General features: G+C 68.7%; 23 protein-coding genes. 11 read left to right on the top strand and 12 right to left on the bottom strand.

Annotated elements, in window-relative coordinates:
• Positions 1–18 precede the first annotated feature (18 nt).
• Positions 19–807: a hypothetical protein gene (locus tag AB0J16_RS33380; RefSeq protein ID WP_358546712.1), complete on the bottom strand. Its 789-nt coding sequence runs from the start codon at positions 805–807 to the stop codon at positions 19–21.
• 70 nt (positions 808–877) lie between these two features.
• On the opposite strand from AB0J16_RS33380, the gene AB0J16_RS33375 reads away from it, so the two are divergent.
• The 4 genes from AB0J16_RS33375 to AB0J16_RS33360 all read left to right on the top strand — a co-directional run bounded on the left by AB0J16_RS33375 (position 878) and on the right by AB0J16_RS33360 (position 3,723).
• Positions 878–1,666: an ABC transporter ATP-binding protein gene (locus tag AB0J16_RS33375; RefSeq protein ID WP_225299059.1), complete on the top strand. Its 789-nt coding sequence runs from the start codon at positions 878–880 to the stop codon at positions 1,664–1,666.
• A 93-nt stretch (positions 1,667–1,759) separates the two neighbouring features.
• Positions 1,760–2,683 (top strand): SPFH domain-containing protein, encoded by a 924-nt coding sequence (locus tag AB0J16_RS33370; protein WP_225299057.1) that lies wholly within the window; start codon positions 1,760–1,762, stop codon positions 2,681–2,683.
• Between the two features lie 32 nt (positions 2,684–2,715).
• Complete coding sequence (locus AB0J16_RS33365; protein WP_358546709.1) at positions 2,716–3,471, top strand: sulfite exporter TauE/SafE family protein; 756 nt, start codon at positions 2,716–2,718, stop codon at positions 3,469–3,471.
• A gap of 30 nt (positions 3,472–3,501) precedes the next feature.
• Positions 3,502–3,723 carry a hypothetical protein gene (locus AB0J16_RS33360; RefSeq protein ID WP_357954555.1) on the top strand — a complete coding sequence of 74 codons (222 nt, stop codon included), beginning with the start codon at positions 3,502–3,504 and terminating at the stop codon, positions 3,721–3,723.
• Between the two features lie 316 nt (positions 3,724–4,039).
• On the opposite strand, the gene AB0J16_RS33355 is transcribed toward AB0J16_RS33360, so the two are convergent.
• From AB0J16_RS33355 to AB0J16_RS33330, 6 genes are all read right to left on the bottom strand, one after another.
• On the bottom strand, positions 4,040–4,879 hold the full coding sequence (locus tag AB0J16_RS33355; RefSeq protein WP_358546706.1) for an NAD(P)H-binding protein: 840 nt from the start codon (positions 4,877–4,879) through the stop codon (positions 4,040–4,042).
• 57 nt (positions 4,880–4,936) lie between these two features.
• Positions 4,937–5,758, bottom strand: coding sequence for a Rieske 2Fe-2S domain-containing protein (locus AB0J16_RS33350; RefSeq protein ID WP_358546703.1), 822 nt, complete (start codon positions 5,756–5,758; stop codon positions 4,937–4,939).
• A 120-nt stretch (positions 5,759–5,878) separates the two neighbouring features.
• Positions 5,879–6,490, bottom strand: a complete 612-nt coding sequence (locus tag AB0J16_RS33345) for an HD domain-containing protein (protein ID WP_358546700.1) — start codon at positions 6,488–6,490, stop codon at positions 5,879–5,881.
• A gap of 1 nt (position 6,491) precedes the next feature.
• Entirely contained in the window at positions 6,492–8,681 is a 2,190-nt protein-coding gene (locus AB0J16_RS33340; RefSeq protein WP_358546697.1) for a molybdopterin-dependent oxidoreductase, read from the bottom strand.
• 147 nt (positions 8,682–8,828) lie between these two features.
• Positions 8,829–9,470 carry a hypothetical protein gene (locus tag AB0J16_RS33335; RefSeq protein WP_358546694.1) on the bottom strand — a complete coding sequence of 214 codons (642 nt, stop codon included), beginning with the start codon at positions 9,468–9,470 and terminating at the stop codon, positions 8,829–8,831.
• Between the two features lies 1 nt (position 9,471).
• Complete coding sequence (locus AB0J16_RS33330) at positions 9,472–9,687, bottom strand: hypothetical protein (RefSeq protein ID WP_358546691.1); 216 nt, start codon at positions 9,685–9,687, stop codon at positions 9,472–9,474.
• Between the two features lie 673 nt (positions 9,688–10,360).
• Here AB0J16_RS33330 and AB0J16_RS33325 point away from each other — a divergent pair.
• Both AB0J16_RS33325 and AB0J16_RS33320 read left to right on the top strand, forming a co-directional pair.
• Positions 10,361–11,224, top strand: coding sequence for a helix-turn-helix transcriptional regulator (locus tag AB0J16_RS33325; RefSeq protein ID WP_358546688.1), 864 nt, complete (start codon positions 10,361–10,363; stop codon positions 11,222–11,224).
• Between the two features lie 54 nt (positions 11,225–11,278).
• Positions 11,279–11,506 (top strand): DUF397 domain-containing protein, encoded by a 228-nt coding sequence (locus tag AB0J16_RS33320; protein ID WP_358546685.1) that lies wholly within the window; start codon positions 11,279–11,281, stop codon positions 11,504–11,506.
• A gap of 287 nt (positions 11,507–11,793) precedes the next feature.
• Here AB0J16_RS33320 and AB0J16_RS33315 read toward each other — a convergent pair whose 3' ends face one another.
• The 3 genes from AB0J16_RS33315 to AB0J16_RS33305 form a co-directional block, all read right to left on the bottom strand.
• Positions 11,794–13,239 carry a catalase gene (locus AB0J16_RS33315; protein WP_358546682.1) on the bottom strand — a complete coding sequence of 482 codons (1,446 nt, stop codon included), beginning with the start codon at positions 13,237–13,239 and terminating at the stop codon, positions 11,794–11,796.
• 19 nt (positions 13,240–13,258) lie between these two features.
• Complete coding sequence (locus AB0J16_RS33310; protein ID WP_358546680.1) at positions 13,259–13,666, bottom strand: Fur family transcriptional regulator; 408 nt, start codon at positions 13,664–13,666, stop codon at positions 13,259–13,261.
• Positions 13,667–13,748: 82 nt separating this feature from the next.
• Positions 13,749–15,149 carry an MFS transporter gene (locus tag AB0J16_RS33305; RefSeq protein ID WP_358546676.1) on the bottom strand — a complete coding sequence of 467 codons (1,401 nt, stop codon included), beginning with the start codon at positions 15,147–15,149 and terminating at the stop codon, positions 13,749–13,751.
• 107 nt (positions 15,150–15,256) lie between these two features.
• Between AB0J16_RS33305 and AB0J16_RS33300 the strand changes: the two genes are divergently transcribed.
• The 4 genes from AB0J16_RS33300 (at position 15,257) to AB0J16_RS33285 (ending at position 19,921) form a co-directional block, all read left to right on the top strand.
• On the top strand, positions 15,257–16,093 hold the full coding sequence (locus tag AB0J16_RS33300; protein WP_358546673.1) for a helix-turn-helix transcriptional regulator: 837 nt from the start codon (positions 15,257–15,259) through the stop codon (positions 16,091–16,093).
• 201 nt (positions 16,094–16,294) lie between these two features.
• Positions 16,295–17,386, top strand: a complete 1,092-nt coding sequence (locus AB0J16_RS33295; protein WP_358546670.1) for a CapA family protein — start codon at positions 16,295–16,297, stop codon at positions 17,384–17,386.
• Positions 17,387–17,427: 41 nt separating this feature from the next.
• A complete protein-coding gene (locus tag AB0J16_RS33290; protein ID WP_358546667.1) occupies positions 17,428–19,197 on the top strand; it encodes an SDR family oxidoreductase in 1,770 nt (589 codons plus the stop codon).
• 43 nt (positions 19,198–19,240) lie between these two features.
• Complete coding sequence (locus AB0J16_RS33285) at positions 19,241–19,921, top strand: TetR family transcriptional regulator (protein WP_357954995.1); 681 nt, start codon at positions 19,241–19,243, stop codon at positions 19,919–19,921.
• 91 nt (positions 19,922–20,012) lie between these two features.
• On the opposite strand, the gene AB0J16_RS33280 is transcribed toward AB0J16_RS33285, so the two are convergent.
• A complete protein-coding gene (locus AB0J16_RS33280) occupies positions 20,013–20,378 on the bottom strand; it encodes a hypothetical protein (protein ID WP_358546664.1) in 366 nt (121 codons plus the stop codon).
• Positions 20,379–20,542: 164 nt separating this feature from the next.
• On the opposite strand from AB0J16_RS33280, the gene AB0J16_RS33275 reads away from it, so the two are divergent.
• Entirely contained in the window at positions 20,543–21,073 is a 531-nt protein-coding gene (locus AB0J16_RS33275) for a tetratricopeptide repeat protein (protein ID WP_225299024.1), read from the top strand.
• A gap of 117 nt (positions 21,074–21,190) precedes the next feature.
• On the opposite strand, the gene clpB is transcribed toward AB0J16_RS33275, so the two are convergent.
• Positions 21,191–23,761 carry an ATP-dependent chaperone ClpB gene (clpB, locus tag AB0J16_RS33270; protein ID WP_358546661.1) on the bottom strand — a complete coding sequence of 857 codons (2,571 nt, stop codon included), beginning with the start codon at positions 23,759–23,761 and terminating at the stop codon, positions 21,191–21,193.
• Positions 23,762–23,786: the final 25 nt, after the last annotated feature.

Here is a 23,786-nt window from a genome sequence, read left to right as displayed (position 1 = left end):
CACGAAACCCGCGTGCGGCTACGGTCTGACCGGCTCGAAGATGGAGTGGTGCGCGGCTACGAGGGCGCGGCGTACCGCCCGGTCGAGCTCACGCAGGGCCTCGCCGCTCGCCGCGATCTGGCCTGAGGTGAGCCCCCTCTCGTCGGCCACCCGCAGCACCGCGTCAAGCCGTGTGGCCAGGGTGGAGACGCGGTGCGCCCGTCCCGGATAGCCGGGGGCCAGTTCGCCGCCGAGCCGTCCCAGCCGGTCGGGCCGCTCCGGTGCGGGTCCGTCGACCGAGGCCAGCGCGTCTGTCGCCGAGCGCATCGCGATCGACAGCTCCCGCTCCGCCTCGGCCACCGAAGGCAGATCCACGCGTACGGGCCCCGACGGGTGTACGGCCAGGCGTACCCCCACATAGGACGACCCGCGCAGGTCGGGCGAGGGCACCAGGCCGAGGCACTGGCCGGAGAGCACCGCGATGACCGCCTGACCGGCCTCCACCGCGGCCGCGTTGAAGGCGGGCGGCCCGGAGAGGCCGAGCGGGTCGCCGGGTGCGGGCAGCGCGAGGCGGAGCTCGGTCAGCCCGTCGGATCGGAGCTCGGCGAGGTAGGCACGCAACGGCACATCGCCCGCGACGGGACCCACGGCAGGGCTCTCGGCCGGGGAGCCGGGCATCTCGGCGGGACCCACGAGGGCGGGGCCCACGACGGCGGGACCGGCGGCGGCTTCGACCCGGTCCACGGCCTCGTCGAGACCGACGTGACCGGCGAGCCAGGCGTTGCCCCAGGCGACCAGCGGAGGAGAGACAGGTGATTCAGGGAGCACCGATCCACGATATGCGCTCGCCCTGCAATAGGTTTGTCCCGAGCGTTACTCCTAAAGGAGGGATACGGGGATGGGTGGTCAGGTGCTGCGGCTCCAGGACGTCGCCGTCCGGCGCGACGGAGCAGCCCTGTTGCGCGGCATCGACTGGACGGTCAACGAGGACGAGCGCTGGGTCGTCATCGGGCCGAACGGAGCAGGCAAAACGACCTTGTTGCAGGTCGCGGCGACGCTGCTCTATCCAAGCGAGGGGATCGTGGAGGTGCTCGGCGAGCGGCTGGGTCAGGCCGACGTCTTCGACCTGCGGCCCCGCATCGGTCTGGCGAGCGCCGCGCTGGCCGAGCGCATTCCGCCGGAGGAGAAGGTCATCGACCTGGTCCTGACGGCGTCCTACGCGATCATGGGCCGCTGGACCGAGGAATACGACTCCAACGATGTCACCAGGGCCGTCGAGCTGATCGACATGATGGGCGCCGCGCATCTGATCAGGCGCAGGTTCGGCACTCTGTCCGAGGGTGAGCGTAAACGGGTGCAGATCGCCCGCGCGCTCATGCCCGACCCCGAGATGCTGCTGCTGGACGAGCCGGCGGCCGGGCTCGACCTGGGCGGCCGGGAGGACCTCGTACGCCGGCTGTCGGTGCTGGCCAACGACCTCCGCTCACCCACGCTGGTGCTGGTCACGCATCACGTGGAGGAGGTGCCCAACGGGTTCACCCACGGGCTGCTGCTCAAGCACGGCTCGGTCGTGGCCCAGGGGCCGCTGGAGCATGTGATGACGGCCGACAACCTGTCGCAGACGTTCGGGGTGCCGCTGACGCTCGACCGCAGCGCCGAAGGACGCTGGTACGCCCGCGCGCACTAGCCGTTGGTAGGCCCGCGCGCACTAGATCGCGTCAATCCGCTGAACGCCCATTAGCATCTACGAAGGCGATCCCCTCGGCCTCGGAGCGTTGGCATGTCCACGGAGCAGCTCATCGTCGCCATCGTCGTGGTCGCAGCGGTGGGGTTCGGGGTGACGCGGACGGTTCGCATCATTCCCCAGGCGACCGCGGCGATCATCGAGCGGCTCGGCCGCTATCACCGCACGCTGAAACCGGGGCTCAACCTGGTGGTGCCGTTCGTCGACCGGATCAAGGATCTGATCGACCTCCGCGAGCAGGTCGTCTCGTTCCCGCCGCAGCCGGTGATCACCTCCGACAACCTGGTGGTCTCGATCGACACCGTCATCTACTTCCAGGTGACCAATCCGAAGGCGGCCACCTACGAGATCGCGAACTTCCTGGTCGGCGTCGAGCAGCTGACCGTCACCACGCTGCGTAACGTGGTCGGCGGCATGGACCTGGAGAGCACGCTGACCTCCCGCGAGGAGATCAACACCGAGCTGCGCGGCGTGCTCGACGAGGCGACCGGCAAGTGGGGCATTCGGGTCAACCGGGTCGAGCTCAAGGCCATCGACCCGCCCTCCTCCATCCAGGACTCGATGGAGAAGCAGATGCGCGCCGACCGCGACAAGCGGGCCGCGGTGCTGGCCGCGGAGGGGCAGCGGCAGGCGGCCATTCTGACGGCCGAGGGCGAGCAGCAGGCGGCGGTCCTGCGCGCCCGTGGCGAGGCGGAGGCGGCCGTGCTGCGTGCCCAGGCGGAGGCGGAGGCGCAGGCCATGCGGGCCAAGGGGCAGGCCGACGCGATCGGGATGGTGTTCAAGGCCATCCACGAGGGCAAACCGGACCAGCGGCTGCTCGCCTACCAATACCTGCAGATGCTCCCGGAGATCGCCAAGGGTGACGCCAACAAGATCTGGATCGTCCCGTCGGAGATGGGCCGGGCGCTGGAGAATCTGGGCGGTCTCTTCTCGCCGCCCAAGGATGACCCCGACCTGTAGCCGGGAAAGGATCCGCCTCTAAGCTCTGTCGGATGACAGTGTGGGAGGCGGTCGCGGTGTTCGCGGCGGGGGTCGCGGCCGGAGCCATCAACGCGGTGGTCGGGTCGGGCTCGCTGATCACCTTTCCCACGCTCGTGGCCGTCGGCATCGACCCGGTCGTGGCGAACGTCTCCAACAACATCGGCCTGGTGCCCGGCTCCTTCACCGGCGCGTACGGCTACCGCGCCGAGCTCGCCGGGCAGCGCGAACGGCTGCTGCGCCTCGGGCCCGCCTCGGCGATCGGCTCGTTGATCGGCGGGATCCTGCTGCTGTTCCTCGACCCGCGGGTCTTCCAGGTCGTGGTCCCGGTGCTGATCGGGCTGGCCTGCGTGCTGGTCGTCGTGCAGCCCAAGCTCAACGGCTGGCTGTCGGCCCGGCGCCGGAACGACGATCCCCACGGCGGGGTGCTGCTCTGGCTGGGCGTGCTGGGAGCGGGGATCTACGGCGGCTACTTCGGCGCGGCCCAGGGCGTGCTGCTGATCGGGCTGCTCGGCAGCTTCCTGACCGAACCCCTGCAGCGGGTGAACGCGGCCAAGAACGTGCTCTCCCTGATCGTCAACGGCACCGCGGCCGTGCTGTTCGTCTTCATCGCCCACGTGGACTGGTGGGCGGTGCTGGCGGTGGCGCTGGGGGCCACGGTGGGTGGGTTTGTGGGGGCCAAGGTCGGGCGCCGCATCCCGGCTCCGGTGCTGCGGGGCATCATCGTGTGTGTGGGGATTGTGGCGATTATCAAACTAGTGTACGGATAAATACCGGGCATTCTGGGTATAAATCCGTACATGAAGGGTGATCGGGTGGAGATCGTCATCGACGCGGGCGACTCATCCCCGCGCACCTACGAGATCGCCGCCACCCGCGCGGGCCGCCGTGTCGAGGTGGCCACGCGGCGGGGGCTGGTCGAGGTCAGTGAGGTGACCAGGAGCGGCACCGCGGTGCGTACGGCGCGGTTCATGTCCAGCCGCATCCTGGCCCTGGTGGAACATCCGGCCGACGAGAGCTGACCCGCCTCGGGGGTCGTCACGCGACCGTCTCGGCTCCTGTGACGGTCCGTGGTGGCTGACGTCCCTTTGGGAGAATCCCCCTTCGGGGGGAGGACGAAGACGGTCCATGGGGGTCCCTGGGGATGACCCACTTCGGGATGGGAAGAGCCGGTCCGTGGTGGTTGGGGTGCCCACGGAGGGATGCCCCTGCGGGGAGAGGATGAAGACGGCCCGTCGTGACAAGGAACCCCCGTCGGGGAGTGGAAGGGCGGGAGTCGGCGGGCTCAGGCGCGCGGCGTCGGCGGAAGAGCCGGAGTTGGTGGGCTCAGGCGCGACGTCAGCGGAAGTCGGCCGCGTGGTCGGTGGCCCACTGACGGAACGTCAGCGCGGGGCGGCCGAGGAGCTTCGGGACCGTGTCCGTGATCCGCTCCGGCGTGTCCACGAACGCGCCCCAGCCCGCGAGCGCGCCGTCCACGAACCGGGCGTCGCCCCAGGCGGCCAGCAGTTGCTCGCGGGCGACGTCCAGCGGCAGCTCCGCCCACCGCACCTCCCGGCCTACCGCCTCGCCGATGATCCGCGCCTGCTCGGCCTGTGACAGCTGCTCGGGCCCGCTGAGGACGTACTTGCCCCCGCCGTGCCCGGCAGAGGTCAGCACGTGTACGGCCACCGCCGCGATGTCCTTCTCGTGGATCAACGACCTGCGCGCCTCCCCGTACGGCCAGCGCACCACGCCCTGCCTGACCTGGTCGGCCCAGCCGAGCGTGTTGGCCGCGAAACCGACGGGCCGCAGGAACGTCCAGCTCAGGCCGGTGTGCCTGATCAGCCGTTCCACCTCCTGGTGGAACAGTGTCGGCGATTCACCATCGGCCAGATCCTCGACGTCGGCCGACAGGTAGACGACCCGGCGCGCGTGGGCGGCGATGGCCTCCACCACGTCCCGGGCGGTCTCGGCGGCGAAGCCGGGCCAGATCAGGAAGACGGACTCGACGTCCTTCAGCGCCGGTTCCAGGGTCTCGGGGACGGACAGGTCGCCCTTGACCGCCTCGACCCCTTCCGGGAGTTTCGCCCGGTCCGGGTCGCGGACCAGGGCCCGGACCTGGAGGCCCGCCCCGGCCAGTTGGGAGACCACGTGCTTGCCTACGTTGCCGGTCGCGCCGGTCACCAGAATTCTGCTCATGGACAGGACCGTAGAACTTCAACCAATGTTTAGGTCAAGCTCCGTACCTGGAACAGCTCAGGTCATGCTCGGTCGTACCTGGAGCGTGCCGTCGCTGCGGATCCGGGTCTCGAACGTTGGCGCGGGCGCGGTCGCCGGACCGTGCTTGACAGACCCGTCCACCAGCCGGAACGTGCTGCCGTGCCAGGGGCAGACCACGCACGCCTCGCCGTTCTCCACGATGAGCCGGCCCTGGTGGAGCGGGCCCGCGAGGTGGGAGCACCGGTCGGCGAGCACGGTGACGCCGGAGCTGTGCCGCAGCACGAAGAGCTGGATGTAGCCGAGCCGCCGCGACACGGGGCGACCCTGAGGCAGGTCGTTGACCAGGCAAAGGTCGTGCCAGCCCAGCGGTACGAGATGGGTGACCTGGGGCGCGTGGTTGGCACCCGCCGCCTGCCGATAGGCCAGATTCCCGCCCAGGTAGGCGCCGAGACCGCCGACGCTCAGACCGGCGACGGTCAGCATCTTGCCGGCGCGCTCGTTCCCGCGCAGCCGGGCCAGGAGCGAGGCGGAGAAGAACCCCAGCGCGGTCACGTTCGACAGCATGTGGACGAACCCGACACGCTGCTGCTCGCGATGGAGAGACGACCAGTCGGTCAGGCCGGCGGCCGCGGTGGGCAGCGCGCTGCCGATGCCCGTGGCCAGCAGCAGTCGCGCGGCCCGGGGATCGGTGCTGGTCCAGTCGAGCACCGCGGTGGACATCCAGCAGCCCAGGCTGAAGGAGGCGAGCGGCGGGTGCAGCGGTTTGCCCGTGGGCACGCCGTGCAGCCAGTCGCGCAACCGTCCCGGCCGGATCCCCTTGCGTATGGCCTTGGCCAGCACTCGGATCGGCTCGTCCATGACTTTGGACCTTTCGAGCCGGTCGGCCAGGTCGACCGGCCCCACAAAACGCCGCGACTGCCGCCTTCTCGCTCGTACTTTCTCTTTCACGACAAGTCCCCTACCCCGGCCATAAGGGCATCACTCGGACAGGTGACCCCTGGCGATGGAGAGCTCGACCAGTTCGAGCGCGTACGCCCCGAGCGACGGCGAGCCGTCCTCGATGAGCCGTACCTTCTCCTTGACCTGCGCGGCCGTCACCTTGAACAGCGGCCAGGTGCCGCCCTCGGTGTGATGATTGGCCAGGATCGGCGCGAAGCGGTCGAGCGCTCGGGCGAACTTCGCCTCCGGCGTCTGCCTGGCCTCGAACTCGTCCCAGAGCGCCCGCATCGCCGCGCCCTGCTCGCCCGGGAGCAGCGCGAAGATGCGGTCCGCGGCGGCCCGCTCCGCTTCGGGCTGGGCGGCCACCGCGGCAGCGTCATAGATGAAGGTGTCACCGGCGTCGATCTCGACCAGGTCGTGCACGAGCAGCATGGACACCACCCGCTGAATGTCGGTGTCGGGTGGCGCGTGCTCGCCTAGGACCATGGCCAGCATGCCTACGTACCAGGAGTGCTCTGCGTCGTTCTCTCGCCGTGAGCCGTCCATGAGATGGTTGCGGCGGATGATCCGCTTCAACTTGTCGATCTCGACGGCGAAGGCGATCTGGGCGGTCAGGCGGTCCTCTTCTGGTGCGATAGTCACGCGCGACACCTTAATGTGCGGTGATCACCCCGGTTGGCAAAATCGTCACCGGAACCCCATTGAACACGGCATTTCCCGACGGAACGTCGATTGCCGACTCATCGGTCAGGATGTTCGCGCTAACTCCCGCGTGTTCGGCGGCGACCAGCTGGGTGCTGCCCGCGTGTCCCCAGCCGTGGGGCAGGCTGACCACGCCCGGCATGATCGTGTCGGTGGGTTCGAGCGGCACTCTGAGCTCTCCCGTGGCCGAGCGGACCAGGGCCTCCCCGTCGAGTCCGAGCCTGGCCACGTCGGCCGGGTTGATCTGGAGCGTGCAGGTGTTGCTGCCGCCGACCAGCTGGCCCACGTTGTGCAGCCAGCTGTTGTTGGAGCGCAGATGGCGCCGCCCGATCAGGACGATGTCCGGCGGCTCCTGCTCCAGCCCGCCGCGCAGCCGCTCGACGTCCTCGATGAGCTGCGGCGGCGCGAGCTCGATCACTCCGGAGGTGGTCCTCAGCACCTCGCCCAGCCGGGGCTCCAGCGGCCCGAGATCCAGCCCGTGCGGGTTGTCGAGCAGCTTGCGCAGCGACAGGTCGCCCTTGCCCGCCCACTCTCCGTACGGGCCCAGCTTGAGCATCAGGTCGAGCCGTCGCTCGGCCCCGCAATCGCCTTCGAGCGCGGCCCGCAGCTCGGCCACGTCGCGTCCCTCCACGCCCGAGCCCGGCAGATCGACCGCCTTGCGCAGCATCTGGTCGAGGACGAACTCGTCCAGATCGCCCTCCAGCCCGGAGGCGATCATGGTTAGCCGGGCCAGGATCTGCGCCTCCGACGGCTGCCCGTCCAGCGGCAGCGACGGCGGCGAGTAGCGGGCGTAGTTGCGCACCGCGAAGTTGAGCAGGGCGAAGTCGTAGTGCCCCGACTGGAGGGCCCGCGGTGGCGGCAGGATGACGTTCGCGTGCTTGGTGGTCTCGTTCAGGTAGGGGTCGACGCTGACCATGAAGTCGAGCCGCCCGAAGGCCGCGTCGAGCCGGGGGCCGTGCGGCGCGGAGAGCACCGGATTGCCGGCCACGGTGAGGAGGAACCGGATCTGTCCGTCGCCGGGCGTCTCGATCTCGTCGGCGAGCGTGGCGACCGGCAACTCGCCGTTGGCCTCGGGCAGGCCCCTGACCCGGCTCTTCCACCGGCCCAGGGTGTAGGGGCGGCGGGCCAGACCGAACTCGGTGGCGGGTTTGGCGAACATGGCGCCGCCGGGCCGGTCGAGGTTGCCGGTGAGGACATTGAGCACGTCCACCAGCCACTGGGCCAGCGTGCCGAACTCGGCCGTACACGTGCCGATCCTGGCGTAGACGGCCGCCGTCCTGGCCGCCGCCAGCTCCCTGGCCAGCCGGACGATCACCTCGGTCGGCACGCCGGTGCGGCGGGACACCACCTCGGGCGGGAAGTGCTTGGCCGCCTCGCGTAACTCGTTCAGGCCGTTGACCTCGTGGGACACCGTGGTCAGGTCCTCGGCGAAGAGCGTGTGCGTGATCCCGAAGAGCAGGTGGGCGTCGGTGCCCGGCCGTACGAACACGTGCTCGTCGGCCAGCCCGGCGGTCCTGGTGCGGCGGGGGTCGACCACGACGAGCCGGCCGCCGCGTGCGCGCAGCGCCTTGAGTCGGCCGGGGAAGTCGGGCGCGGTGCACAGCGAGCCGTTCGACTCCAGCGGGTTGGCGCCCAGCATGAGCAGGTAGTCGGTCCGGTCGAGGTCCGGCACCGGGACGGCGAGCGGATGGCCGAACATCAGCCCGCTGGCGACGTGCTTGGGCATCTGGTCGGCGGTGCTGGCCGAGAAGATGTTGCGGGTGCCGAGGGACTTGAGCAGCGGCGTGCCGTAGAGCTGGCCCGCCATGTTGTGCACGTTGGGGTTGCCGAGATAGACGCCGACCGACTGGCGGCCGTGCCGCTCCGTGACCTGGTCGAGGCCCTGCTTGACGGCGGCGAACGCCTCGTCCCAGCCGACCTCACGCCAGAGCTCGCCCTCCCTGATCAGCGGCTTGCGCAGCCGGTCGGGGTCCTCGTCCAGGCGGCCCAGGCTGGCGCCCTTGGGGCAGATGAAGCCCTTGCTGAACGGGTCCTCCTTGTCGCCCCGCACGCTCGTCACGTGCCCGCCCTCGTCGAGGGTGAGTGTCAGGCCGCACACGGCCTCGCACAGGGGACAGGTCCGGTGAACGGTCGACGTCATCACGGCTCCTGAGTTCGTCGGTGGAACTCATCTTTGCTCGTACGACACATATGGGGAAGCCCCGGAGCCCCCGCGGTCTCCGGGGCTTGCACTGGGGAGCGTCCGGCCCAGGCCCGAGCCGCCACTCCCCAGGTCATGGGCAGGCCGTCAGCCGACCTGCGGCAGGGCGAACGGCCTGGCCAGATCAGGGGGCTCCTCGAGGTCGGTCCTCAGAGACGCCCAGGCGCGGCCGTAGAGCCGGTCGAGTCCGGGGGAGACGGCGCCGGGCAGCTCCTCACGCCGGACGATCTCCACGATCAGCAGGTGCGCCCATTTGCGGTGCCGGTAGACGTTGGCGCTCCTGGCCCAGCACGCCGCCGCGATCTCCTCGGCGTACGCCTCGAACTCCGCGGCGGAGATGCCCGCCCTGGTCATCACCAGGGCCTTCTCACCCGTACGCGTGGGCGTGATCCACAACACCAGCGGGATCTTGCCCGCGCGGGTGTGCATGGTGGTCTCCAGGCAGGTCTTCTGCAGCCGGTGCCTGGACGCCACGCACCAGAAGTGCGCCATCACCCAGTTGCGACCGGTCCTGGTCACCGCGGGCGCGGAGATCGCGCTGGTCAGCATGATGAACGGCCACCACCGGCCCTGCTGGGTGGCGCCCAGGAGGGTCAACACGAACAGGCTGAGCGCCCCGATCAGCAGCAACTCAGTACGAATCCGCCAGAGCCTGGCCAGCAGGCCGGTACGGCCGGGCGGCAGGTCCTCGTTGGCGGGGTAGATCTGGTTGCGCGGGTTCCTCGACATCTCAGGACACCTCCTCGGCGATTCGGGAGGGGATCGTGAGCTGGTCGAATCGGGGGTCGCGGTAGCGACGAGCACCGAATCCGACCTTGGCGACGGTCCAGCCGCGCCGGTAGGCGAACTCATCCGGCTCCATGCAGATCTCTCGATCCGCCCATGCCATGAGTTCCCGGATCCGGGTCTTGATTCGGCTGAGTCCCTTGGTACCTTGTGAGTACATGGAACACCTCTTTCGCGGCATTACTCGAGGTGGGTTCTTTCGCCGGATCGCAGGCTGATGACCGGTGGCGCCGCAGGGTGGCAGCCCTTTTGAGCGGCTAATAGGTGGTCAGCCTGGGTCCGGCTTCCTGGTGTTTCTGCGCGCTCGAATGAGCGACATGCGCTGTGGTCAGTCAGATGTGTGCGGGGTCCTTCCGGCAAGCGGCCTCCCTGGGGCAGAGATTCAAATCCGGGACGGCGACGTTGCCGGAGGTGCGGCCCGCGTGGCCGCCAGCGATGAAGAGCGGTAGGCCCGGTGTGGTAGGCCGTGTCGTCATCTCGGCCCCCCATCCGTCGGTTACCTTCCAGGGCTCGATCGTCTCTCCCGGATGGGCCTGGTGCAATACATTCAGCAAGAGAAGATTTAGTTTTCTTCGGACCTTGCTTGATACTTTGCGGTGCAACTTGCACATCAACTGTCAGGCGCTCCTGGCGCACGAGCGGTTCAGGGAGGTCGTCGGCTGCTGCCCGCTCCGGATTAGGCCCCCTCTTGCCCCTTACGCTCACTCCGTGAAACCCTTACGGCAAGCCTCAGTGGCAGTGCTCGTGCAAGTTGCAGTGTAAGATTGATCGAACGGCTAAGTGGCCTTTCACCGTTACACCTTCACCTTCATTCCCGACGAGGAGAGTGGACGGTGCCATCGCAGCAGGGCAGTCCGACTGTTCGCAGGCTCAGGCTCGGTCAGGAGCTACGCCTCCTCCGCGAGCGAAAGAAGCTGACGGGGGCCAGGGCGGCCGGCGATCTGGGCTGGAGTCCCAGCAAGATCAGCCGGATCGAAGCCGCCAAGACCATGCCAAGTGCCGAGGACATCAAGGCATTGGCAGAGCTCTACAAGATCGACAGTGAGAAACGTGACGAACTCTTCGCCCTGCTGAGGGATGCGGATCAGCGTGGGTGGTGGGAAGATTACGAAGACGCCCTCCCGGAGGAATACACAAGATTCCTCGGGCTGGAAGCGGAGGCGACATTCCAGCGCAACTGGGAACCCCAGATCGTGCCTGGTCTCCTCCAGACTGAGGACTACGCACGGGAGGTCGTCCTTTCCGTCCGTGGTATCTCACGGATCACGCACAGCGGTGTCCGGAGCCGGGTCGAGGCGCGCCTGGATCGGCAGCAGCGGGTGTTGCATCGCCCACAGCCGTCCCAGCTACGCTTCGTGCTCGACGAGCCGGCGCTGATGCGTCGTTTCGGTGAGCCCTCGGTCATGCGTGCGCAGATGGAACATCTCCTGGAGATGTCGCTGTTGCCGCACGTCAGCGTGCAGGTGTTGGCGACGGAAGCACTACACCCCGTCAACACGGGAGCGTTCATCCATCTGAAGTTCGCGGAATTCGACGATGTTGTATACCTGGAGCAGCTCTACACGGCTCACTTCGTCGAAGACCTCGAACGTGTGGCCGGATATGAGACAGCCTTCGACTACATCAAGTCCCAAGCGCTTGACGAGGACGAGTCACGTGTCCTCATCCAGCGCAAGGCCATGATGTGGCGGGGCTAGCGACAAAGATCAAACAAGGGGCAATGGTGCCCCTTTCGCCCGTTTGGGGAGAAAATGTACATCGATCCCGTGGTAGCGACCTGGCAGAAGAGCAGCTTCTGCAACGGCGCGAGCAGCTGCGTCGAAGTCGCACCCCTTGCCGACGGAAACGTCGCTTTGAGGGACAGCAAGGAGCAGGACGGTCCCGTCCTGGTCTTCACGCCGAGTGAATGGGCCGCCTTTACGGCCGGGGTCCGCGATGGCGAGTTCGACCTGACCTCGCTCGCCGCTACCGCTTCATGAAAAACGGCCCTGGCAGGTTGCTGGCACAACACCATCAGGGCCGCCACGACTCCAGTTCGACCTTGTACGCGAGATCTGAAGATCTTCATATCTTGGCCTGAACCGCGTTGGAGATCAACTAGCCACACCTGGTTCGAAGCAGAGGATCAGCCCTCGATCGCGGAGTACGGTCTGACGACTCCAGCCGAAGAGCCCTCTGCCCTCCATTTGGTTCACCCACAATTTGGACCGCCCACTGCGGAAACAGCCCGCGCCGCACATGGGCGCGGGCTGTTTCACGTGCGGGGTCAGGAGAGGCCGAGGCCGTTGGAGACGCCCTGGCCCAGGTCCTTGTGGATGTTGTTCCAGTACTCCACGACGCGCTGCTTCATCTCCGAGGTGACCTCGGGGGCCGAGGCGTGCCCGACGATGTTGCTCACCAGGTGCGCGCGGTCCGTTTCGGACAGCACGTTCTCCCAGAGGGCGCGCGGCTGGACGTAGTCGTCGTCCTCGGCGTGCTTGGTGTACGCGGACCGGATGATCTCGCCGGCCACCTGGTAGTTCTCGCCCGCGTACAACGCCGGGTCCGCAGCCGGGCCGTTGACGCTGTTGGGGGCGTACACCGGGTCCTGCGAGTTGCTGAAGGTCATCGGACCGTCGAAGTTGTAGGAGTTGACCGCGGCCCGCGGCTGGTTGATCGGCAGTTGCAGGTAGTTGGGGCCGATCCGGTAGCGGTGCGTGTCGGGGTAGGAGAACAGGCGGCCCTGCAGCATCTTGTCCGGCGAGGCGCCGATGCCGGGCACCAGGTTCGACGGCTCGAAGCCGGCCTGCTCCACCTCCGCGAAGTAGTTGCGCGGGTTGCGGTTCAGGGTGAACCGGCCGATCGTGATCTCGGGGTAGTCCTCGTGCGGCCACACCTTGGTCAGGTCGAACGGGTTGAACCGGTAGTCGGCCGCGGCCTCGAACGGCATGATCTGCACGTTCACCTTCCACGACGGATGGTCGCCGGCCTCGATGGCCGTGTGCAGGTCGCGGATGTGGTGGTCGGGGTCGACGAGCAGCGCGGCCGCCTCTTCGCCGGTGTAGTTCTTGATGCCCTGCTCGGTCCTGAAGTGGTACTTCACCCAGAACTTCTGGCCCCCGGCGTTGTACCAGAGGAAGGTGTGCGAGCCGAAGCCGTGCATGTGTCGCCACGAGGCCGGGATGCCGCGATCGGTCATGAGGAACGTGACCTGGTGCGCCGACTCCGGCGACAGGGTCCAGAAGTCCCACTGCATGTTGTTGTCACGCAGGTGGTTGTCGGCCCGGCGCTTCTGGCTGTGGATGAAGTCGGAGAACTTCTGCGGGTCGCGGATGAAGAAGATCGGGGTGTTGTTGCCGACGAGGTCGTAGTTGCCCTCTTCGGTGTAGAACTTGATCGCGAACCCGCGCGGGTCGCGGGCGGTGTCGGGGCTGCCGAGTTCGCCGGCGACGGTCGAGAAGCGCAGGAAGAGCGGGGTCTCCTTGCCCTTCTGGAAGAGGCCGGCCTTGGTGAACTGGCTGACGTCCTCGGTGATCTGCATGACACCGTGGGCGCCGCCGCCCTTGGCGTGTACGACGCGCTCGGGAACACGTTCCCGGTTGAAGTGCGCCATTTTCTGGATCAGATAGTGATCCTGCATAAGAAGTGGGCCGTTGGGGCCGACGGAGAGCGAATGCTCGTCGCTCGGCGCGGGAATGCCGGCGTCGTCGGTGGAGATGGGCCTGTTCGTCATCAGCGCGGTCCTCCGAAAATCATCGTTGACAGCTCGGGTAGACGCCCCAATAGGTGACGTCGGCTTCGTCCACGACGAATCCGGCCGCGTCGACGGGCACCAGACACGGGGCGAGCCCGGTCGCGCAGTCGACGTCGGTCATGGCGCCACAGCGCCGGCAGACCAGGTGGTGGTGGTTGTCACCCACCCTGGCCTCGTAGCGCGCCGGACTGCCCATGGGTTCGATCTTGCGGAGCAGTCCGGCCTGGTGCAGCGCGTGCAGCGAGTCGTAGACGGCCTGAAGGGACACCTGACCCACGCGGTCGAGCACGCTGCGGTGAACGGCTTCCACATCGAGGTGGTCGCCTTCGCGCACGGTCCGCATGATCGCCACGCGGGCCGCGGTCACCCGCAGGCCTGCCTGGCGAATTAGGTCGTTGTCCCCCATATCCGGACACGCTAGTGCTAAACCTGAATGATTCAAGTAAAGGACTGGTACGGGTCTCAGCGACGCCGTACCAAGAAGAGTCTCAGCGGCGCCGTACGAGGAAGATCGAGCTCAACCCGGCCAGTACGGCCAGCGCCGCGAGCGCCACGGCGGTCGCCATCGAGGCGGAGCCGGTGCCCCCGCCCTGGCTCAGGGAGATGAACAGTGTGCCGACAGTCGACACCCCGATCACCTGGCCGAGCTGCATCACGGTGAGGAGCGCCCCGCTCGCGTCGGCGGCGTAGACGTCGTCCACCTGCTGGGTCGCCATGTTGGTCACCGCGACCTGCACGCCGAGTCCGGCGCCGATGAGCGCGCTCATGACCGCGTACAGGACGCCGCCCCCGGATGCGAGCCCGAGCCCCAGGTAGGCCGGCGCGGCCACCACGTAGCCGAAGGGCACGAGCGAGCGCTGCAGGCCGGGCGGCAGCAGCGGCCAGCAGAGCCCCACGAGCGCGAACGCCAGCGCGCACGGCACCAGCATCATGCCCGAGGCCAGCGGCGACAGGCGCAGGTCACCCTGCAGGTGCAGCGCCGAGGTGAACAGGAACGCGCCCCAGGTGGCCGGCCCGAGCAGCAGCACGGCGAGCCCCGGCCGCATGCCGGGCGCGCGCAGCACCCGCGCGTTGACCAGGGGCCGGCCGCCGCGGCTCGTCACCCAACGCTCGACGCGGACGAACACCACGAAGACCACCGCGCTCAGCGCCATCGAGGCCCAGCCCCACAGCGGCCAGCCGAGGTCCCTGCCCAGCACGAGCGGCACCACGAACAGCAGTACGGCGGCCGACAGGCTCACCAGGCCCCACGGGTCGAGCCCGCCCTGACCGCCACCGTGGTCGGCGGGGAGCACCCGGAGCCCCGCGATCAACAGCAGCGCGCCGATCGGCACCAGCACGAGGAAGACGATCCGCCACCCGGCGCCGAGCCCGAGCAGGATCCCGCCGAGCGCCTGGCCGACCACGATGCCACCGCTCACCACCGCCGACCACAGGCCCAGTGCCCGGCCTCTGGCCGCGCCCTGGTAGTTTCGCTGGATCAGCGTCATGACCTGGGGCATCATCAGCGCCGCCCCGGCGCCCTGGGCGAGCCGGGCGGCGACCAGTGTGCCGGTCGTGGGCGCGAGGCCCGCGGCGAGCGTGGTGATCGTGAAAAAGGCGAGCCCGGCGAGGAAGGCCTTGCGGTAGCCGAGCAGGTCGCCGAGCCGGGCACCGGTGATCAACAGAACGGCGTAGACGATGGTGTAGCCCGCCACGATCATCTGCAGCCCGGCACCTGATGAGTGCAGATCGGCCTCGATGGTCGGGGTGGCCACGTTGACGATGTTGACGTTCAGGATGGCCAGGAACTGTCCTACGAGGATGATCGCCAGGAGCAGCCCGCTGGCCTTGCCCTTCTCCGGCTGTACGGCCGGGATTGGGGGAGCAAGATGGGCAGATTGGGTCATAGATAGAGTCTGGCGGCAAACCAGTACCAGTAACGAGAGCCCCTTTATACTGGTATTAACAGCACCTGGATGGCTTACGCCCGCTCCACCATAGTGAAGGGGTGACCGTGGCAGAGGCAAGGCGCTCCGATTTGTCGGCGTTCCTGCGCACCCGGCGCGAGCGGATCACCCCCGAGATGGTGGATCTGGCGCCCGGGCCCCGCAGGCGCACTCCCGGCCTGCGCCGCGAGGAGGTCGCCCAGCTCGCCGGGGTGGGCGTCACCTGGTACACGTGGCTGGAGCAGGGACGGCCGATCAACGCCAGCGGCCAGGTGCTCGACGCGATCTCGCGTACGCTCCGGCTCGACACCGCCGAGCGGGAGCACCTCTACCGGCTGGCGGGCCAGCCGGGCACACCCGTCCTGGCCGGTTCCACCCCGGTGACCCCGGAGATGCAGGCCATACTCGACCAGCTCGGCGCGATGCCCGCGTGCATCACCAACAGCCGCTGCGACGTGCTGGCCTGGAACCCCGCCTACGCGACGATCTTCCCCGAGATCGTCGACGCCCCGGAGTGCGAGCGCAACTCGCTCTGGCAGACGTTCGTCAGCCCTTCGTGGACGACCATGCTCGTCAACCGCGACCAGGAGCTGCCGCGCGCCGTCGCCGTCTTCAGGGGCGCCTACAGCCGCCACACCGACGACCCGTGCTGGCAGGACTTCGTCCGGCGGCTCGCCGCGGAGAGCGCCGAGTTCGCCAGGCTGTGGGCCAGGCAGGACGTGGCCGAGCCCGGGCCGCGGGTGAAGACGTACGAGCATCGTGAGATGGGCCGGATCGGCTTCAGCACGACCAGCTTCCACCTCTCATCGGCGCCGGAGACCCGCATGATCGTCTACTCGCCGCAGGACCAGCGGTGCCTCGACGCGATGACCCGCCTCATGGCCGGCGCTGCCTCGGCGTCGTGACCCCGCCCCACGGCCGGCGCTGCCTCGGCGTCATGATCCCGCTCCACGGCCGGCGTTGCCTCGCCGTCGTGACCCTGCGGCGCCTCGGCCTCATGACCGGCCTCATGACCAAAGGTCAGCGCCCCTAGGTAGCGCGCGATTCATCCGCTCATGGCATGCTCGATGGCTGAAAGTCAGGATCGAGCGGAAGTAGCCGCACATATGAGAGTCCCCCGCCCCCTTCTCGCGGCGCCCCTCGCCGTGCTGCTGGCCTCGGCCGCCGCGTGCTCGGCGGCCGAGTCGAAGCAGCCGCTGAAGAGCGAACAGGCGGCGGAGAAACCGAAGGAAGCGCCCGTCAAAACCACCCCCGCCGCCCCCACCCGGAAGCCGTACACGATCTCGTTCGGCGGGGACGTGCACTTCGAGGGCGGGCTCCGTAACCGGCTCGCCGCGCCGCGCACGGCGCTCGGACCGATCGCCCAGGTGCTGCGCTCGTCCGACCTGGCGATGGTCAACCTGGAGACGGCGATCACGACGGGTGGCACGCCCGCGCCCGGCAAGCAGTACACATTCCGGGCGCCCGAGACGGCGTTCGGCGCGCTGAAGGCCGCCGGGGTCGACGTGGCGTCGATGGCCAACAACCACGGCATGGACTACATGGAGACCGGGCTCGCCGACTCGCTGGCGGCGATCAAGCGCAGCAAGTTCCCGATCGTGGGCATCGGGGCGAACTCCACGCAGGCCTACAAGCCGTACAGGAAGACCGTCAACGGCAACCGCGTCTCCATCATCGGGGCCACGCAGGTGCTCGACGCCGAGTTCATCCAGGCGTGGACGGCGACGCCCGACAAGGGCGGGCTCGCGTCGGCCAAGGACGAGGATCGCCTGCTCCAGGCCGTACGGCAGGCGCGCAAGAACTCCGACACCGTCATCGTGCACCTGCACTGGGGCACCGAGATGCAGAAGTGCCCCAACCCGGCGCAGCTCGCGCTCGGCCCGAAGCTGGTCAAGGCGGGCGCCGACGTCGTAGTCGGCGGGCACGCGCACATCCTGCTCGGCGCCGGGTACATCGGCAACGGCTACGTCAGCTACGGCCTGGGCAACTTCGTCTTCTACAACTCCACGGCCGCCACCACCGGCAGGACCGGCGTGCTGACCCTCACCATCAAGGGCCGCAAGGTGCTCAAGGATCAGTGGACGCCCGCCACCATCCAGGGGGGTATACCGATCCCGATGACGGGCACGGCCAAGACACAGGCGGTGGCCGACTGGAGGGCCCTGCGATCCTGTACGGGGCTGGCAGCCCGCCCTTGACGAGATCTATCATTGGACTCAACGTCCAATAGGAGGTCGCCATGCGCTGGGTCGAGTCCGATGACGTACGGCTGGCGGTCTTCGAGGAGGGCGATCCCGGCGACCCCACGATCGTGCTCGTCCACGGTTATCCGGACACGCACCGGGTCTGGGACGAGGTCGCCGAGCGACTGCGTGACCGCTTCCACGTGGTCCGCTATGACGTACGCGGTGCGGGCGCCTCGACGGCCCCACGCCATACCGGCGACTACGCCTTCCACCGGCTCGCGGCCGATCTGGCGGCGGTGCTCGACGCGATCGGCAAGCCCAGGGTTCACCTGGTCGGGCACGACTGGGGCTCGCTGCAGGGCTGGGACGCCGTGTCCCGTCCCGGCATCCGGGACCGCATCGCCTCCTTCACCAGCTTCGGCGGTCCTGGGCTCGCGCAGGCGCGCCACTTCATGCGGCACGGCAGGCGGCGCGACGTCCTGGCGCAGGCGGTCAGGTCCTGGTACATCGGCGCCTTCCGGCTCCCGGTGCTGCCCGAGCTGGCCTGGAGCACGTTCATGCCGCGGGTCCTGGAGCGGTCGATGCGGCGCGACGAGGGCCTCGAACCCAGACCGGGCCACCCGGCCGACACCCTGAGAAGCGACGCCCGCAACGGGCTGCGCCTCTACCGAAGCAACATGGGCGGCCACTCCGACCGCTCCGGCGGCGAGGTGGCCGATCGAACCGGGGGCGGCGAGGGTGCTCGTGGGGGTGATCCGGCCGTTGCCGTGCCCGTTCAGCTCATCGAGGCCACCCGGGATCCGTTCGTCGGCCCGGCGTTGCTGGCCTCGCTGGGGGAGGGGGTCCCCAGGTTCTGGCATCGCAAGATCGCGGCCGGGCACTGGGTCCAGCGCAGCCATCCCGACGTCGTCGCCAGGATGATCGCCGAGTTCGCCACCCACGTCGACGGCGGCGCGCCGACCAGGAGCCTGCGCGGGGACCGTGTCGAGGAGGGGCGCAAGGCGTTCGACGGGCAATTGGTGGTGATCACCGGCGCGGGCAGCGGCATCGGGCGCGCCACCGCGCGGGCCTTCGCGGCGCACGGCGCCGAGGTCGTCTGCGCGGACCTCGATCGCGAGGCGGCGGCTCGTACGGCTGACGGCATCGCCAAGGACCTCGGCGGTACGGCACACGCCGTACGAGTTGATGTCGCCGACACCACCCAGATGGAAGACTTCGCCGGAAATATCCGCACTGAGTATGGAGTGCCGGACATTGTGGTGAACAATGCCGGGATCGCGGTCAGTGGGCCGTTCCTCGACCACTCGGTCGACGACTGGCGCAGGACTCTCGACGTCAACCTGTGGGGCGTCATCCACGGCTGCCGGCTGTTCGCCGCCCAGATGGTCGAACGCGGAGAAGGCGGCCACATCATCAACATCGCCTCGCTGGCCGCGTTCGTACCGTCGCGACTGCTGCCCGCCTACTCGACCTCGAAGGCGGCGGTGAAGATGCTGAGCGACTGCCTGAGAGCGGAGCTGGCCGGACAGGGCATCGGAGTGAGCGTCATCTGCCCCGGTTTCGTGTCCACGCCCATCGCGCACAACGCCACGTACGTCGGAGCGGACATGAGGGACTCGGCCGAACAAGGGTTGGCCCGCCGCGGCTACCCGCCCGAGCGCGTCGCCGCTCATATCCTCCGGGCCGTACACCGTGACCAGGCCGTTGTGCCGGTCAACGCGGAAGGGAAGATCGGCTACGCGCTGTCGAGGATCTCCCCGGGAGCGCTGCGCCGGTTCGCGAGAGTGACCGGCGTCACGAGAAATCCGCCATTCGCCAGGTAACGATCGTGCACTTGGGGGGAAGATGGAGCACGTGTCCTCCCCGATGATTGAAGACGGCTGCGCGGCGCCCAAACCGCTCCGGCGGCAGCCGACGCAGCGCCGCAGTGCCCGCCGCGTCGAGCGGATGCTCGACGCGACCGCCGAGCTGCTCGACGAGATCGGCTACGAAGGGCTCTCCACCACCCGCATCGCCGAGAGAGCCGGTGTCGCGATCGGGTCGGTCTACCAGTTCTTTCCCGACAAGCGGGCCATCACGCAGGAGCTGACCCGGCGCAACGTCGAGCAGTTCGTCTCCCGGGTCGGCCGCCGGTTCCTCGAAGAGGACTACCGCGGCTGGTGGGAGGCGGTCGACGCGATCATCGACGAGTTCGTCGACATGCATCGGAGCGTGCCCGGGTTCAGGAATCTGCGCTTCGGCGACGTGGTCGACCTCAACCTGCTCGACTCCGACTCCGACAACAACATGGTGATCGCCGGGCGGCTGCGCGGGCTGCTGCTGAAGGAGTTCGGGCTGGCCGACAGCCAGGAGCTCGACATGGCCGTGCTGGTCGCGGTCGAGGCGGGCGACGCCGTGCTGAAGCTGGCCTTCCGCCGCGATCCGGACGGCGCGCCGGAGATCATCGAGGCGGCCAAGCAGCTGATCCGCGGCTTCCTGTCCCGCCAGCTCAAGTCCTGGCCCTCGGGAGGCGCCCGGGCCCTCGATGAAGGGTCACGGCCCTCGTGAAGCGTCACGTCTGCCTGGCGTGAAGCGTCACGCTTGGCCTTCGTGAAGCGTCTGGCCCTCGTGGAGCGTCACGCGCCGGGCTGCTGGGCCGTCAGTGGGCCGCGTGCAGCTCTCTGAGGAGCTCTGGCAGCCAGGCGGGAGTCGAGCCGTGAGGGTCATACCTGGACTGGAGCCGGTCGCCCGATTCCGGGACGAGCGCGGAGGCGGGCGGCGGGTGCGGCTGGGTGCGAGAGGTGTCGGTGCCCGGCGCGCACGGTGTCAGGAACGTCACCGACCGTGCGTCACGGGCCTCCCTGATCATCCTGGTGTGCAGTCTCGCCTCAAGCGCGTGCAGGTTCCGCTCCGCCGATTCGATGGCCTCCAGACGGGCCGAAAGGTAGCCGATCGCCCCCGGAATCACGGCGGACAGCACGACGAGGCAGACCAAAATGAAGGTCATCTGCCTGGACAGGCCCATCGCGACTCCCTCCACTAGCGGACGAGCGCGACGGTAATATCCCCTCCGACCAGCACAGACACGCTGACTGTAGTCACACTTTAACGCTACGTTGCCGAACCTGTGCGAGATCCGCGATGTGCATTGACCGGGCAAAACCGCAAGCGGCTCGGTAGTCTCGCGGTGTGGCGCATGTGACCCGTGAGCACCTTGATCGCCTGCTAGAGCAGGCACTGCTGGCCGACGACCACGGTTCGCTGGCCAAGCGGCTGTACGACGTCGCGCTCGGCTATTCGACGGGCGACGTTTCCAGGGCATCCATCCTGGTCCTGGCCGCCGAGGAATGGCGGGCGGCGGGACAGCCCGCGCGTGCGATGGAGTGTTTCCAGCGTGCGATGGAGGACGGTGGTGAGTCGAGCATCGACCCGCGAGCCGGCATCGCCGACACGCTCTTCGAGCTCGACAGGCCGGACGAGGCTAGGGAGGTCATCGAGACCATCCGTGCGGAGGGCAGGGCCACCACGGCGACCGCCCACACGATCGCCGAGACCCTGGTCGCCTACGGTGACCTGCGGGCTGGGCACGAGTGGGCGACCCAGGCGGTGCTGGCCTGCGACGAGGACGACCCCGAGCACGTGGCCCTGCTGCGTACTCGCTACCGCATCAGGGTGGACCTCGGCCTACCGGAGGACGACCTCGACGCCCTGGTGTCCTGACCAGGACACCACGGAAGGGCGGACGTGACCGGCCCGGTGGCGGCGTGAGCCTGCCCACCTGCCGTGGAACGACGACGCCCGGGAACCAACCGGTTCCCGGGCGTCACGTATCAGACCTCAGCCGCGGACGATGGACAGCTCGTCGTCGTCCAGGTCCACCAGCACCCGGTCGCCGTCCACGACCTCGCCCGACAGCACCGCCTTGGCCAGCTTGTCGCCGATCGCCGACTGGACCAGGCGGCGCAGCGGGCGCGCCCCGTACATCGGGTCGTATCCGGTGAGCGCCAGCCACTCGCTGGCCGCGTCGGTGACCTCCAGCGTGAGCCTGCGGTCGGCCAGCCGCTGGGCCAGGCGTTCGATCTGGAGGTCGACGATGCGCGTCAGCTCTTCCGAGCCGAGCGCGTCGAACAGGATCACGTCGTCGAGCCGGTTGAGGAACTCCGGCTTGAACGAGCTGCGCACCGCGCCCATCACGGCCTCGCGCTTGGCGCCGTTGGCCAGTTTCGGGTCGACCAGGAACTGCGAGCCGATGTTGGAGGTGAGGATCAGGATCGTGTTGCGGAAGTCGACGGTACGGCCCTGGCCGTCGGTCAGCCGGCCGTCGTCGAGCACCTGCAGCAGGATGTCGAAGACCTCGGGATGGGCCTTCTCCACCTCGTCGAGCAGCACGACTGTGTAGGGCCGCCGCCGGACGGCCTCGGTGAGCTGGCCGCCCTCCTCATAGCCGACGTAGCCGGGAGGCGCGCCGACGAGCCGGGCGACGCTGTGCTTCTCGGAGTATTCGCTCATGTCGATGCGGGTCATCGCCCGCTCGTCGTCGAACAGGAACTCCGCCAGCGCCTTGGCCAGCTCGGTCTTGCCGACACCCGTCGGGCCGAGGAACAGGAACGAGCCCGTGGGCCTGTCGGGGTCGGAGATCCCGGCCCGGCTCCGGCGTACGGCGTCCGAGACAGCCTGTACGGCCTGCTGCTGCCCGATGAGGCGCCGCCCCAGCTCCTCCTCCATCCGCAGCAGTTTGGCCGTCTCAGCCTCCAGCAGGCGGCCCGCCGGGATGCCCGTCCAGGAGGAGATGACCTCGGCGATGTCGTCGGCGCCGACCTCCTCCTTGACCATGGCGTTGTCGGGCGTCGCGGCGTCGGAGGCGGCTTGCAGAGCCTGCTCCAGGCGCGGCACCTCGGCGTACATGAGCCGGGAGGCGGCCTCGAAGTCGCCGTCGCGCTGCGCCCGCTCGGCGCCGCTCCTGGCCTCGTCGAGCTGCTTCTTCAGCTCGCCGACCTTGTTGAGGCCGGCCTTCTCCAGCTCCCAGCGGCCGACGAGGGCGTTGAGCTCCTCCTGGCGGTCGGCCAGCTCCTTGCGCAGGCGTTCGAGCCGCTGGATGGAGGCCTCGTCGGTCTCCTTGGAAAGGGCCAGCTCCTCCATCTTCATCCGGTCGACGTTGCGCTGGAGCTGGTCGATCTCGACGGGACGCGAGTCGATCTCCATGCGCAGCCGGGAGGCGGCCTCGTCGACCAGGTCGATGGCCTTGTCGGGCAGGAAGCGGTTGGTGATGTAGCGGTCGGAGAGCGCGGCGGCGGCGACCAGCGCGCTGTCGGCGATCTGGACCTGGTGGTGGGCCTCGTAGCGGCCTTTGAGCCCGCGCAGGATCGCGATCGTGTCCTCGACCGTGGGCTCGCCGACGTAGACCTGCTGGAAGCGGCGCTCCAGCGCGGGGTCCTTCTCGATGCGCTCGCGGTATTCGTCGAGTGTCGTGGCGCCGATCATGCGCAGCTCGCCGCGGGCCAGCATGGGCTTGAGCATGTTGCCCGCGTCCATGGCCCCCTCGGCGGCGCCCGCCCCGACGACCGTGTGCAGCTCGTCGATGAACGTGACGATCTGCCCGTCGCTCTCCTTGATCTCGGAGAGCACGGCCTTGAGCCGCTCCTCGAACTCGCCGCGGTATTTGGCGCCCGCGACCATCGCGCCGAGGTCGAGCGAGATGAGCCGCTTGTTGCGCAGCGACTCGGGCACGTCGCCGGCCACGATGCGCTGGGCCAGGCCCTCGACGACGGCCGTCTTGCCGACGCCGGGCTCGCCGATCAGCACCGGGTTGTTCTTGGTGCGCCGCGACAGCACCTGCACGACCCGGCGGATCTCGGAGTCGCGGCCGATGACCGGGTCGAGCTTGCCATTGCGGGCCCGCTCGGTCAGGTCGACGCCGTATTTCTCCAGCGCCTGGTAGGTGTCCTCGGGCGTCTCACTGGTGACGCGGGCGTGACCGCGTACCTTCTCGAAGGCGTCGAGCAGCGCCTGAGGCGTCGCCCCCTGGGACTTCAGCAGCTCGGCCACCTGGCCGCCGTCGGTGGCCAGGCCCACGAGCAGGTGCTCGGTGGAGACGTAGTCGTCTTCGAGCCGCTTGGCCCGCTGGGCGGCCGTGTTGATCACGCTCAGCAGCTGGCGGGAGCTCGACGGGGCGCTCACGGTGGAGCCCTGCGCCTTCGGCAGCCCGGCGAGCTGCTCCTCGGCCTTGGCGCGCAGCGTCTTCCAGTCGGCGCCGACGGCTTCCAGCAGCGGAATGGCGGTGCCGCCCGTCTGGGCGAGCAGGGTGGTCAGCAGATGGGCGGGCGCGATCTCCGGATTGCCCTCCGCGGCGGCACGCCGCATGGCCCCGGAGAGAGCTTCCTGGCTCTTCTGGGTGAGCTTGTAGTCCATGTGTTCTAGGCCCCCGGTGGCAGCT

The sequence above is a fragment of the Nonomuraea sp. NPDC049750 genome (assembly GCF_040659625.1).
Classification (GTDB): Bacteria; Actinomycetota; Actinomycetes; order Streptosporangiales; family Streptosporangiaceae; genus Nonomuraea.
This window is presented reverse-complemented; position numbering and strand designations above follow the sequence as displayed.